Origin of the sequence: uncultured Candidatus Kuenenia sp., assembly GCF_900696675.1 — a bacterium.
Lineage (GTDB): Bacteria > Planctomycetota > Brocadiia > Brocadiales > Brocadiaceae > Kuenenia > Kuenenia stuttgartiensis_A.
Genome location: NZ_CAADGZ010000089.1, coordinates 1 through 14101, shown reverse-complemented (window position 1 = coordinate 14101; position 14101 = coordinate 1). Strand labels below are relative to the sequence as shown.

8 protein-coding genes are annotated in these 14101 nt (G+C 41.0%); 2 read left to right on the top strand and 6 right to left on the bottom strand.

Annotated features, from left to right (window positions below; all coding sequences use genetic code 11):
* Positions 1–296: 296 nt before the first annotated feature.
* From QZT26_RS12460 to mutL, 6 genes are all read right to left on the bottom strand, one after another.
* The gene (locus tag QZT26_RS12460) at positions 297–2777 is read right to left on the bottom strand and encodes an ATP-dependent Clp protease ATP-binding subunit (protein ID WP_295102541.1); all 2481 of its coding nucleotides are present in this window, start codon (positions 2775–2777) and stop codon (positions 297–299) included.
* A 7-nt stretch (positions 2778–2784) separates the two neighbouring features.
* Positions 2785–3852: a protein arginine kinase gene (locus tag QZT26_RS12455; RefSeq protein ID WP_295102540.1), complete on the bottom strand. Its 1068-nt coding sequence runs from the start codon at positions 3850–3852 to the stop codon at positions 2785–2787.
* A complete protein-coding gene (locus QZT26_RS12450) occupies positions 3839–4339 on the bottom strand; it encodes a UvrB/UvrC motif-containing protein (RefSeq protein WP_099324371.1) in 501 nt (166 codons plus the stop codon). Before QZT26_RS12450 ends, QZT26_RS12455 begins: the two co-directional genes overlap by 14 nt.
* A gap of 37 nt (positions 4340–4376) precedes the next feature.
* On the bottom strand, positions 4377–5675 hold the full coding sequence (hxlA, locus tag QZT26_RS12445) for a 3-hexulose-6-phosphate synthase (protein WP_295102537.1): 1299 nt from the start codon (positions 5673–5675) through the stop codon (positions 4377–4379).
* Between the two features lie 14 nt (positions 5676–5689).
* Positions 5690–6055: a 6-carboxytetrahydropterin synthase QueD gene (gene queD, locus QZT26_RS12440; protein ID WP_099324373.1), complete on the bottom strand. Its 366-nt coding sequence runs from the start codon at positions 6053–6055 to the stop codon at positions 5690–5692.
* A 226-nt stretch (positions 6056–6281) separates the two neighbouring features.
* Positions 6282–8063 carry a DNA mismatch repair endonuclease MutL gene (gene mutL, locus QZT26_RS12435; RefSeq protein WP_295102533.1) on the bottom strand — a complete coding sequence of 594 codons (1782 nt, stop codon included), beginning with the start codon at positions 8061–8063 and terminating at the stop codon, positions 6282–6284.
* Positions 8064–8587: 524 nt separating this feature from the next.
* On the opposite strand from mutL, the gene QZT26_RS12430 reads away from it, so the two are divergent.
* The gene (locus QZT26_RS12430; protein ID WP_099324375.1) at positions 8588–10573 is read left to right on the top strand and encodes an alpha-1,4-glucan--maltose-1-phosphate maltosyltransferase; all 1986 of its coding nucleotides are present in this window, start codon (positions 8588–8590) and stop codon (positions 10571–10573) included.
* Positions 10574–10587: 14 nt separating this feature from the next.
* Positions 10588–13920, top strand: a complete 3333-nt coding sequence (treS, locus tag QZT26_RS12425) for a maltose alpha-D-glucosyltransferase (protein WP_099324376.1) — start codon at positions 10588–10590, stop codon at positions 13918–13920.
* Positions 13921–14101 lie beyond the last annotated feature (181 nt).

The following is a 14101-nucleotide window of genomic DNA, read 5'->3' as shown; positions in this document are numbered from 1 at the left end:
GGAATATGATAGGCTTCATAAACTGTTTCCCTTTATTGAAGCCTTTTATACCACAAAGGAAAAACAGACGCCAGCTTTTTTTACCTTTTTTCGCTATTAATTTTTCAAAGAACTAAAGTGTTACAAAAAAAGAAATGTAAGCCGGAAATGATTCTATAATGCTGCTTTATGTAATAATGTTATCTAACAAATTTTTATTTAATATTACACCCCTATTTGCATAGCGTATGGGAGAAGCATTTGCCTGTTTATAGCAAATGCTTCGCCCATACTTTTGTTGGCATATCTCAAATTAATTAAATGCCATTTTCAGCATTTGCCAGCGCTGGTTCCGGTTCTTCAACAATATCCTCGAACACCAGCTTGCCATCTTGCAATAAAACTTTCACACTGGATTTTCCTTCGAATCGTCCCTGCAAAATTTCCTCAGAAAGAGGATCTTCTAAATAATTTTCAATAGCCCTCCTGATTGGTCGGGCGCCAAAATTTTGATCATATCCCTTGTCTATAAGGAAATTCAATGCTTCATCTGTCATTGTAATGCTGATTTGATACGGTTCCAATCTCTTTTTCACGTCAACAAGTTCAATTTCAACAATCTTCTTCAAATCATCTTTGTTTAAAGGTTTAAAAACAATAATATTATCTATTCTGTTTAAAAACTCCGGACGAAAATGTTTTTCTACCTCCTTTTTCAATTGTTCTTTCATTACCTCGTAGTTATCCTTCTCCGAAGCTTTACGAAATCCTAAAGAGGCCTGATTTTTAATAACCTCCGCGCCAATATTTGAGGTCATAATAATGATAACATTCCGGAAATCAACATGCCTGCCGAAACTATCGGTAAGTTTTCCTTCATCCATGATCTGTAACATCATGTTAAAAACATCCGGATGCGCCTTTTCAATCTCATCTAATAAAACAACCGCATAAGGACGGCGGCGAATTTTTTCCGTTAACTGCCCCCCTTCCTCGTAGCCGATATAACCCGGAGGAGCTCCTATTAATCGTGAAATACTGTGCTTTTCCATGTATTCTGACATATCAATCTGTACCAAAGAACCTTCTTCTCCAAAAACCAATTTGGCGAGAGATCTTGCCAAATGTGTCTTACCAACACCGGAAGGGCCTACAAAAATAAAAGAGGCCACAGGGCGATTTGGATTCTTCAGTCTAGCGCGTGATCTTCTGATTGCTTTGGAAATTGCCCTGGTTGCCTCTTCCTGGCTTATCACCATTTTATGAAGTTCCTCTTCCATATGAAGCAATTTATTTGCCTCTGTCGATTCTATTCGTGAGATAGGTATGCCGGTCATTTTCGACACTACTTCATCAACAATTTCAACATCAACCTCCCCTTCCAGTTCGGCATGTTTTTCCCGCCACTCTCTTTCGACAACTTCCTTTTTCTTTTTCATTTTGTCCGCTTTATCCCTTAACCGTGCCGCCCTTTCAAAATCTTGTATTGCCACGGACTCATCTTTTTCTTTTTCCAGCCGGATAATTTCGTCTTCCAGATGTTTTACGTCCGGCGGTTGCGTGGTTGCTTTGAGTCTTAACCTGGCGCACGCCTCATCGATTATATCAATAGCTTTATCGGGCAAAAATCTTCCGGTAATATAACGCACGGAAAGTTCAGTTGCGGCTTCTAATGCCTCGTCGGTAATTCTTACTTTGTGGTGAGATTCATAGCGGTCGCGAAGCCCTTTTAGTATTTCAACCGTTTCTTCTTTCGACGGCGGCTCTACGATAATTGTCTGGAACCTTCTTTCTAGCGCACCGTCTTTTTCGATATATTTTCTGTATTCATCCAAAGTGGTAGCTCCGATACACTGTATTTCACCACGGGACAAGGCAGGTTTTAAAACATTTGAGGCATCTATAGCGCCCTCTGCCCCTCCTGCGCCAACAAGGGTATGTAACTCATCAATAAAGAGTATGATGTTTTTTGCCCTTTTTACTTCTGACATTACCGCCTTGATCCTCTCTTCAAACTGGCCTCTGTATTTCGTACCGGCTACCATCATTGCGAGATCAAGGGCTACTATTCTGCGCCCTCTCAGCAACTCAGGAACATCCCCGTGAACCACTACCTGTGCAAGGCCTTCAACTATCGCAGTTTTTCCCACGCCGGCTTCCCCCAGAAGAACAGGATTGTTTTTTGTTCGCCTGCATAAGACCTGAACAACACGTTCAATCACATCTTTCCTTCCAATAACCGGATCAAGTTCTTTTTCTCTGGCCTGCTGTGTAAGATCGCGCCCGAAAGAGTCAAGCGCAGGAGTTTTGGAACGTCCTTTCTTTTCTTCTTTTTCCTGTGATTGACTGTTTTGCACCGATTCCGAGCCCAGCAAACCAATTACTTCCTCCCGTACTTCTGCAGGTTTAACGCCCAGGTTCAATAATACCTGCGCGGCTACACCTTCCTGCTCCTTCAACAAGCCCAACAATAAGTGCTCCGTTCCTATATAATTATGTCCCAGCGCCCGCGCCTCTTCCATCGCATATTCCAGCACCTTTTTTACGCGGGGCGTGAACGGAAGCTGCCCTACCGATACCAGATCAGATCCACCTTGCACTATCTTTTCTATTTCAATACGTATTTTCTTTAGTTCAACATCTAAGTTTTGCAGAACATTAGCCGCAACGCCGCTTCCTTCTTTCACCAGCCCTAATAATATATGTTCTGTCCCAATATACTCGTGATTAAACCGCCTTGCCTCTTCCCGCGCAAGGGCCATAACCTTTCTGGCACGATCAGTAAATCGATCAAACATAAAACACCTATCCTTTCAAAGTTTCTATCTTTTCAAGCCGTTTCCTTACATACAACGCACGAATTATATTTCTTTGCGAAGAAGTAAGCTCGCGCCCTTCTAACTTTTGTAAATGTCCCGGTAAAGTAAGAACAAAAAGTTCATTTAATGTTTTCATTTCAATATCATTGATAATTCCCAAATTAACGCCCATCCTCACTTGCGAGAGAAGATGCATGATTTCTTCCGAAGTAATCATGCGTGCAACCTTCAGCATCCCGTACGATCTCCACACGCGGTCTTCCATTTGTTCCCTGCTTTCAGCGATCAGGGACTTTCTTGCAATCCGTTCGTAACTGGTAATCCTGGGAATTACCCCTTCAATAATTTCAATAATTTCGGCCTCTGATTTTCCAAGGGTAAACTGGTTTGAAATCTGATATAAATCCCCGGAGACCTGCGTCCCTTCTCCATATAAACCTCTCACTACCAAGCCAAGCTTCATTACTGCATTAAATACTTTTTCTATATGATGTGTCATTCCCAATGCCGGCAAATGAAGCATTACCGATGCCCTCATCCCCGTACCAACATTTGTGGGACAGGCCGTTAGATATCCAAATTGCGATGAATACGCATAGTTTATTTTTCTTTCCAGTTTGTTATCAATAATGTCTATCGTTTTCCATGTTTCCCGAAGTTCAAGGCCGGAACGGATTACCTGTATTCTTATATGATCCTCTTCATTGACCATAACGCTAATATTTTCCGATTTTTCAAAAGCGACGCCTCTCTCTTTTTCACCTTCTGCATGTTCCCTGCTAATGAGGTGTCTTTCTACGAGAAACAGCCGGTCAACAGAAGAAAGTTCTGACAGGTTAATATAACTAAGGGCAGGTGCAACATCCGCGTCTATAATCTTTGTTCTTATAAGTTCCTCAAGTTCCTTCTTTTGTTTTACATTAGCACGTGAAAGAAAGGGATATTTTGCCACATTTCTCGCAAGGCGAATCCTGCTGCTTATAACAATGTCAGATTCCGGTCCCGTTCCCCTAAGCCATTCACCTGTATTATCAGCCAAATCACTTATTTTCATTATTATCGCCCGAAAGTTCGTATATTTTATCTCTCAACTCAGCCGCCCTTTCATAATCTTCCTTTTCGATTGATTTATTCAATTCATTTCTAAGCTGCATGAGTTCATTTTTTTTAATCATTTCTTTCCCCGCCCTGGAAGGCACTTTTCCCACATGCTGTGCGCTGCCATGCATTTTTTCAAGCAAAGGGATTAACCCCTTTCTGAAAACAGTATAATCCATAGGGCAACCAAGTCTCCCGTGTGAACGAAATTCCAAATATGATAATCCGCAAACAGGGCATACAATCTTGGATAACTCGTTTATCCCCGGAGCAACCTGATTAATAAGATTTGTTAATATTTCTGTAGGAGAAGGTACCTTGGCAATCTGCGTGCTTACTCCTTGCGCACATTCTTCACAAAGATGCCGTTCTTTCTTCACATTACCAACGATTTCCGTCAAGTGCACGGTTGCGTATTTTTTGTTGCAGGATTCACATTTCATGCTTTGTCACCCCCATAAATCTTTCTGCGGGAAAACATTACTTCTTTTCCCATTTTAACAAATCTGTCACCCTTCCTAAAGAACTTTTTTCAGATAATATTTCTTTACGAATCCTATTTTCTTTTTCCAGACAATCCATGCCATAGTTAACACTAATTTCAGATTCCGCCTGAGGTACTGCCATGAGCCCATCCTCATCTCCGATTATCCAATCCCCCGGCATGATTTGAATTCCGGAGATATTCAGAGGCACATTAATTTCCCCCAATCCTTTGGGTTCTCCCGCATCAGGCATGACTAATTTTGTATACACCGGAAAATTCAATTGCTTCATTTCCGCCGTATCGCGAACCGCTCCATAAACTACCAAACCGCTTAATTTTTTTTGTATAGCGCTGTGCGTAGCCAGTTCTCCCCAAACAGCAGGCCCCGTTCCGCCGGCATCAATTACGATTACATCCCCTTCTTTCGCAATATCTATGGCTTCTACAGGCTTAGCCCAGTCGCCGGGATAGGTTCGAACGGTGACGGCAGTGCCTATGAGTTTTATGGAAGGATTTACCGGATACAGCCCTACAATACTTTTCGCGCGATGACGGCCATCGGATATGTTTGCGGTCGAAAGTTTCATGAACGCATTCCGGACGTCTTCGCGGGTTACTCTTTTGAAAAAGCCGGTCTGAATTCTTCTGTTTTCTTTAACAGCTTGCCTGATATTGTTTGCCGCATCCCTGGCGTTTTCTGATTTACTGATATATCCGCCAACAATTACGATTTGTGCCCCGGCATTGACCGCATCAACAACATTTTCAGAATTTATGCCCCCCGCGACAGCAACAGGGGTATGCGCATTTTCGCATATGTGCCGTAATACATTAAAAGGTGTTTTTCCGCTCATTTGATCGTCGATTGCGGTGTGGATAGAAATATAATCGACGCCGCATTTTTCAACAATTCCGATACGTTCATCAATTGCGTCAGTATCCATAAAATCAGCGCATACTTTTATGCCATAATTTTTACCGGCCAACACGCATTCCCGTATCGTTGCACCAGGCGCATTGCCCATTACCACCGCAATATTGGCGCCTGCTTTTGCAGCCATTTCCATTTCTACGCGTCCGGCATCCATAGTTTTCATGTCAGCAACCAGCATCGTATCGGGAAATATTTCTCTCAGCCGGCGAATGGCATTCATTCCTTCGCTTTTTATAAGCGGGGTGCCTATTTCCAGCCAATCAGCGCCACCTTCTATTGCCTCACTGGCAACCTTTATCGCCCTGTGAATGTCCACAAAATCAAGAGCTACCTGAATAATAGTATGCTTTTCAGACATTATTAAAAAAATCCTTATTCAAAATACGTTGCGCCACATCGGTCTGATTCCCACGTAGTAACTTTTTCAACCTTTATGCCTGAGGGCATGGCACTTGTTAATTCTCTGTAAATCATTCTGGAAATGTTTTCGGTGGTTGGGTTTTCGGCCTTAAAATGTTCCATGTCATTTAAGTACGTATGATCAAATTTTTTTGTAACGTCTCCGATAAGCTTTTTTGCTTCTCTGAAATCAATCACCATTCCAAGATTGTCCAGCTTTTCCGACTTCAAAACAACCTGAACCTTCCAGTTATGGCCGTGAAGATTTTCACACTGTCCTTTATATCCCCGAAGATTATGTGCCGCCGCAAAATCCGTATCGATTATAAGTTCAAACATAATATTGCTCCGGAAAGAAATGGTTTTTAAAGAAAGGTATTACAAAACACTGCACTTTTTAGTAAAAGGGACGGGCAATTGGACAAACATTGCTTTTTACCTGAAGCTTTGAAAAAAGCTTATCCGCGGCAAAATTAAAAGTCAAGGGTTTTAATCGAAAGAAAGAATGTGCTTAACGTCTTTTTATAAAAAAACATAGGATAACCATTCCTTCATTTTCAATGGCTCATTTTCTTTTGAAATGTTTGTACAATTCATCCAAAGAAAGTGATAGTGTCGTCGGCCGGCCATGGGGGCAGTTATTTGTATAGGCATTGATATTTTTTTTCTTTTCCATGAGTTCTTCTATTTCCTGATACTCTAATCTTTGCCCCGCTTTTACCGCGGCCTTGCATGCCATGATATTGACTAGTTTATTCATGACGCCTTCATTGCCCTTTCGGGAATCTTCCTCGCCAAAATCATGCGTCAGGTTTTCTATAAATTCTTTTCCATTCAAATGTTTCAGGATTTGGGGAAAGGAACGAATCATAATGGTATTGCTTCCAAATTCCTCGATCTCTATGCCAATGCCTTCCAGTTGTTCTTTTATGCTTAATACGAAAAAAAAGTCTTTTGGGTTCAATTCCACAAGTTCCGGGATCAGTAATCGCTGGCGGGGAGATTGAGATGACTGCATTCCTTTCAATATTGCATGGTACAGGATTATTTCATGCAAGGCATGCTGGTCTATAATATTCAAACCCTCATTCGTCTCTTCTACAATAAAGGCATTGTGAATCTGAAAATACCTTTTTTTGCCGGAGAAAATCGCTTTCCCAACAGATATCTCTTCTCTTATGGGCATGGCCGTGGTGTGCTTCACACCCGTAGATAGCCCTGACGCGGGCGTTTTTTCCACTGTTTTTTCAAAAGGAAATTGTTCCCATAAAGAGGTGTTTCTATGATCAACTGTATCGGTGTTTCCCCAGTCTCTTTGAAATGTTTTTTCCGGCGTCACTATATCAATGGATTTGGGCTGTGATTTATTCAAGGCGTCTTTTAGCGTAGAGAGCACATAATTAAAAACAACACTCTTATTCCGGAACCTTACCTCTGTTTTTGTGGGATGGACATTGACGTCCACCTCGGACGGTGCAACCGTTAAAAATAAAAATACTATGGGGTATCGTTTGTTCATTAATTTCCCATGGTAAGCGTCGCTGATTGCACGGTAAATAGCCGTATCCTTAATATAACGTCCGTTTAGAAAAATAAATTGCAGCCTTCCATTCGCTTTGTTCAGGAATGGCGGTGCAATATATCCTTTGAGGGAAAACAACTCTTCCCGGAGAAAGGCAGATAAAAGATGTTTTTTCAACTCACTGCCAAAAAATGTCTCAATTCTTTCTATTACTTCCTGAACGGGCGGAAGGTTAAATACAGTTCTGTTGTTGTGTCTTAACGTAAAATGGATATTCGGATAACACAGGGCAAACCGCGTTAACACGTCTGAAATATAAGACATCTCCGTCGGCGCCGTTTTCATAAATTTCTTACGCACGGGAGTATTAAAAAAAAGATCCTGCACCTCTATCTGCGTGCCTTCCGGCGCCCCGCATTCTCTCACATCGCCAATGCGGCCCCCTTCGGTTTTTATTTCTGCGCCACTTATCGCCCCTCTTATTCTCGAAGTAATTTTTGAGTTAGATACCGCACCAATACTGGGCAGGGCTTCGCCGCGAAACCCCAGTGTGTTTATCGCAAACAAATCTTCCGCGCTGGATAGTTTGCTGGTAGTGTGGCTTCGGAAAACAAGAGCGAGGTCTTCCGCGTCAATACCAACGCCATCGTCGGATATTCTTATCAGTTTTCTTCCCCCGTCTTCCAGATAAACATCGATCCTCTTTGCCTCTGCATCAATGGCGTTTTCAATGAGTTCCTTCACAACAGCGGCAGACCTGTCAATTAACTCGCCTGCCGCAATTTTATTAATTACCGACGGAGGAAGAATTTTAACTTTACCCATTTTCACACACTGCCCTAAATCCTAAACAAAAAAAATACTCACAGTAAAAATCTGCGGTAACCCTTTTTTGATATCCTTATTAATAGTAAATTGTCTCTTGGCTTCTGACACAATACCTTTTTTCATGCTACACAACAAATTTATTAGATGCATTTAACATTGACTATTTATTATAATGCTATTCTAAATTAAATCTTAACATTTTTATTAAAAAACGCACTTTCCTTATTATAATATTTATCAATAACTTCAGAATCATTGCCGCCGAGTTAAGAATTATTTTACCGAATAACTCCCTTTTGCCCTGCCAGAAATTGGATATGGGCAGACAGATTTTCTTGCAGCTAATTTAACTAACCCCCGATGAACGGAGATCACAACGAAACATGAAAGTCGTCCGGATTGGTATTAATATAGTATCTATTGTATTCATAAAGAACTTGTAGTTAATTTTACAATGTTACATGGAAAGACTTTCATATAGAACAACACCGACTTCAAACTTTTAAATAGCAGGAATATAAATGGAATTTGAAGGAAGAAAAAGGGTAATTATTGAAAACGTAAGACCGCAAATTGATTGCGGTCGTTTTCCAGTAAAACGAGTAATTGGAGAGAAGGTAGTAGTCCAGGCAGACGTCTTTACTGACGGACACGATGATGTTATCCCTGTTTTATTACAACGTAAGGCCAGCGAAAAGGTTTGGCTGGAAATACCCATGAAGACTCTGGGAAATGATCGATGGGAAGGAAACTTTACTGTTCGGGAAATCGGCATTTATTATTATACAGTTGAAGGATGGGTAGATCACTTCACCACATGGAAAAAGGAACTGAAAAAAAAGTATGACGCAGGGCAGGAAACAAGCATGGATATTTTGACAGGCGTTGTCTATATTCAAAAATCATCAGCGCTGGCAACAAAGGATGATTCCAAAAAACTTCATGTATTTGCTAATACCTTAAAAACAGAAAAAAATACAGCAGGAGCCCTTTCTCTTGCCTTTAATGAGGAATTAGCTTCGCTTATGAAAACATGGCCAGACAAAAGTCTGTCAACTCTATATGAAAAAGAATTAGGAGTAGTGGTGGACAGGGAAAAGGCTCTTTTTAGCGCCTGGTATGAATTGTTTCCGCGTTCCTGTAATTCTGAACAGGAAAGAGGCGGCACATTGAAAGACTGTGAATCACTCATTCCTGAAATCGCAAATATGGGTTTTAATATATTGTACTTGCCTCCAATTCATCCTATTGGAATAACGAACCGAAAGGGGAAAAACAATTCCCCTGTCTCACAAAAGGGAGAGCCTGGAAGTCCCTGGGCAATCGGATCGCACGAAGGAGGGCATACGTCAATACATCCTTCCCTTGGTACAGAGAAAGATTTTCAAGCGCTGATAGAACGGGCGAGGGAATATAATATTGATATTGCATTGGATCTTGCGTTTCAGTGTTCCCCGGATCATCCTTATATAAAAAAACACAGGAACTGGTTCAAGATACGACCTGATGGTTCAATACAACATGCGGAAAATCCTCCAAAAAAATATGAAGATATTGTTCCCTTTAATTTTGAAACGGAAAACTGGAAAGGACTTTGGCATGAGCTGAAAAATGTTGTCTTTTGCTGGATTGAACGCGGGGTTCGTATATTCCGGGTGGACAATCCACATACAAAACCGTTTGCTTTTTGGGAATGGTTGATAGGAGAAACACAAAAAATCTATCCGGAGGTAATTTTTCTTTCAGAGGCTTTTACGAGGCCAAAAGTAATGTACCGATTGGCTAAAATAGGGTTTACACAGTCATATACCTACTTTACCTGGCGGAATACAAAACGGGAACTGACTCAGTATGTCACTGAACTCACACAGGAAGAATTAAAAGAATATTTCAGGCCGAATTTCTGGCCAAATACGCCGGACATTTTACCGGAACAACTGCAATATGGAAGAAGACCAGCATTTATAATACGGTTTATCCTGGCAAGCACCCTGTCTTCTAATTACGGTATTTACGGACCTGCCTTCGAACTTTGTGTCAGTGAAGCGGTAACCGGTAAGGAAGAATATTTTAATTCCGAAAAATATGAGATAAAACAATGGAACTTGAACATGCCGGGAAATTTAAAGGATCTCATAACAAGGATAAATCGGATACGCATAGAAAACGCAGCATTGCAGGATACAGGGAATATACGTTTTTATGAAGTTGATAATGAACATCTTCTCTTCTATGGAAAGACAACAGAAGACCTTTCCAATATTATACTCGTCGTTGTCAATCTGGACCCGCACCATGCTCAATCGGGCTGGGTCAATGTTCCGATAAAAATATTGGGAATAGACGCAAATCAGTCATACATGGTGCATGATCTGTTGAGCGATGAAAAATACGTGTGGCAGGGGAAAAAAAACTATGTAGAACTTCAGCCCGATGCCACTCCCGCGCATATTTTCCGAATAAGGAAAAGGCTGAGGAAAGAAACCGATTTTGATTATTATATGTAAAGGAGTATCGCTCTATGCCGCCAAAAGAGATGCTTCACGCTGAAGAACCCCTCTGGTATAAGGATGCAATTATTTATGAACTGCATGTAAAGGCATTCTACGATTCGAATAGCGATGGGATTGGCGACTTCAAGGGCGTCACGGAAAAGCTGGATTATCTGGAAAATCTCGGCGTAACCGCTTTATGGCTTCTGCCCTTTTATCCCTCTCCCCTAAAGGATGACGGATATGATATCGCGGACTATTTTGGCATTCATCCCGATTACGGAACATTAAGAGACTTCAAACTCTTTATCAAAGAGGCGCATAAAAGAGGTTTGAAGGTAATTACGGAACTCGTTCTCAACCATACCTCCGACCAGCATAAATGGTTTCATGCCGCCAGGAGACCGAAACAGAAATCAAAAATGAAAGATTTTTACGTGTGGAGTGATACGTCTGAAAAATATAAAGACGCGCGAATAATTTTTAAAGACTTTGAACATTCCAACTGGACATGGGATCCGGTTGCAAAGGCATATTACTGGCATCGTTTCTACTCACATCAACCCGATTTAAATTTTACGAATCCGGCCGTGCAAAAAGAAATGCTCAGGATTATCGATTACTGGATTGATATGGGAGTCGATGGTTTCCGTCTGGACGCAGTGCCGTATCTGTTTGAAAAGGAGGGAACAAATTGTGAAAATCTCCCTGAAACCCACGATTTTTTGAAAAAGCTGAGGGCACACGTTGAAAGCACGCACAATAATGTTATGCTCCTGGCAGAAGCAAATCAATGGCCAGAGGATGCTGTCGTATATTTCGGCAATCAGGATGAATGCCATATGTCGTTCCATTTCCCCCTCATGCCGAGATTGTTTATGTCAATATGGATGGAAGACAGATTTCCGATCATTGATATCTTCGATCAAACCCCGCTATTGCCGGAAACATGTCAATGGGCTCTTTTTTTAAGAAACCACGATGAACTCACCCTTGAAATGGTAACCGATGAAGAGAGGGACTATATGTACCAGGTATACGCAAGCGATCCCGTTGCAAGAATAAACCTCGGCATCCGAAGACGGCTGGCTCCCCTGCTAGGGAACAACAGAAGAAAGATAGAGCTTATGAACGCACTCCTTTTTTCCCTGCCGGGTACGCCCATTATTTATTATGGAGACGAAATCGGGATGGGGGACAATTTTTACCTTGGAGACAGAAATGGCGTACGAACTCCCATGCAATGGAATGTCGACCGGAATGCTGGATTTTCAAGGGTAAACCCCCAGAAACTCTATCTGCCTATCGTTACCGATCCGGAATACCATTATGAGGCAATTAACGTGGAAAATCAGGAAAAGAACCACGCGTCACTTCTCTGGTGGATGAAACGGGTAATAGCCATGAGAAAACGGTATAAGGCATTTGGAAGAGGGAGTATAGAATTTCTTTTCCCTGATAATCCGAAAGTACTCGCATTTATCCGCCATTATCAGGACGAGCATATCCTTGTCGTCATGAATCTCTCACGATTCTCTCAGGTAGTGGAATTAGACCTTTCAACGTTTTCCGATTGTACGCCGGAAGATGTGTTTAGCGGAAATAAATTCCCAAAAATAACGAAATCTCCTTATGTACTTACCATTAACAGGCATGATTACTTTTGGTTTCTGATACAAAAAGAAGCGGAAGAATTACGTCTTGCAAAAGACGAAAGTATCCCTGAATTGAGTATAAACGGAAAGTGGGAAACTGTTTTCCAGGGAAAAACGGCGGTAAAATTGGAAAAAATGATTTTGCCTGTTTATCTTAAAAAGAGCAGATGGTTCGGCGGCAAGGCATCGGATATTCAAGAAGTCAAAATTATTGAAAATATTTCATTGCAGAAAGACACGCATACCACACAACTTATCCTGATTGAGGTAAAATATAACGGCAAGGAATCTGATAGGTATGTCCTTTCTTTTTCTTATCTGAGCGGAAGCGAAGCAGAAACAATGCTGCATGAAAACCCCCAGAAAATTGTGATGAAACTGAAAACAGATGATACTGAAGGGATTGTGTATGACGGCATTTATGATGAAGAATTTCAAAAGTTTATATTGAAAATGGCGGTAAACAGATTGTCAGTAAAGGGTACTCAGGGAAGACTTGTCGTTCATACCGGGAAAATGCATAAACAATATAAACTGAAAGAATTGCTTTCAGAAAAATCATCCGTATTAAAAGCGGAACAGAGCAATTCATCATTACTCTATGGTAAAGAATTAATTTTCAAACTTTACCGACGCCTTTGCGAAGGTATTAATCCGGAGTGGGAAATTGGCAAATTTCTAGGCGAGTATACTGCATTCGCCAACGTTCCGGCATTTATAGGGGAAATAGCATATGTGAGAAAGGGAAATCAACCGATATCGATCGGTATCCTCCAGCGCTTCATTCCCAATCATGGAGACGCCTGGTCATATACACTTGATTCATTAATGACGTATTTTGACAGGGTCTTTGCAAAAAAGAATGAAATTCCGGAAATGCCCGTGATGTCTTTTTCCCTTTTAGAAAGTACGTCGCATGAAATACCTTTGCTGTTTAAGGAATTAATTAGCGGGGTATATCTTGAGATGGCGTCGCTTTTGGGGAAAAGAACGGCCGAATTGCATATCGCGCTGTCAAAAGAAACGGATAACAACGATTTTCGCCCCGAACCGTTTTCACGGCTGTATCAAAGATCTCTTTATCAATCAATGCAATCTTATCTGAAAAAGGTTTTCGCCTTGCTCAGAAAAAACATGAAAAAATTGCCAGAGAATACAAAAGAATCAGTCGATAAATTGCTATTGCAGGAAAACAGAATAATAGAACTCTATAAAAACATCTTTAAAAAGAAAATTTCCGCTTTGAAAATAAGGATACACGGCGATTATCACCTGGGCCAGGTTATTTACACTGGAAATGATTTTTTTATTATTGATTTTGAAGGCGAACCGGCCAGGAGCCTTAGCGAAAGGAGACTTAAAAAATCCGTATTAAAGGACGTAGCGGGAATGATACGGTCTTTCCATTACGTGTCAAATACCGCTCTCTTGAAACATATCACCATACGCCCGGAAGATATACCCGTGTTGGAACCATGGACAAACCTATGGTATCAATATGTGGCAGGAATTTTCTTAAAATCATATATTGAAACGGCAAAAAATACCCACCTTTTCCCTGAAAATAATGAAGATTTTACCATGCTCCTTACTTCTTTTCTTTTGGAAAAGGCAGTTTATGAACTGGGATATGAATTAAATAACCGCCCGGAATGGACATCGATACCCATAAAGGGCATTTTACAACTTTTGGAAACAAACAAATGATGACAGATGAAGGAAGAACTTTAACTTTATCTATTTTTGCACACTTTACTTAAATAGTGTCTGAACGAAAACGCTGTAAGCCTTGAAATACGTGGTAAAGGAGGTTGAAAGTATCTGCATGAAGGGTTGAAAGTATAGTGAGTAGATGTTAAACTTAGGGCGTAGAATAAGGGAAGCGAGG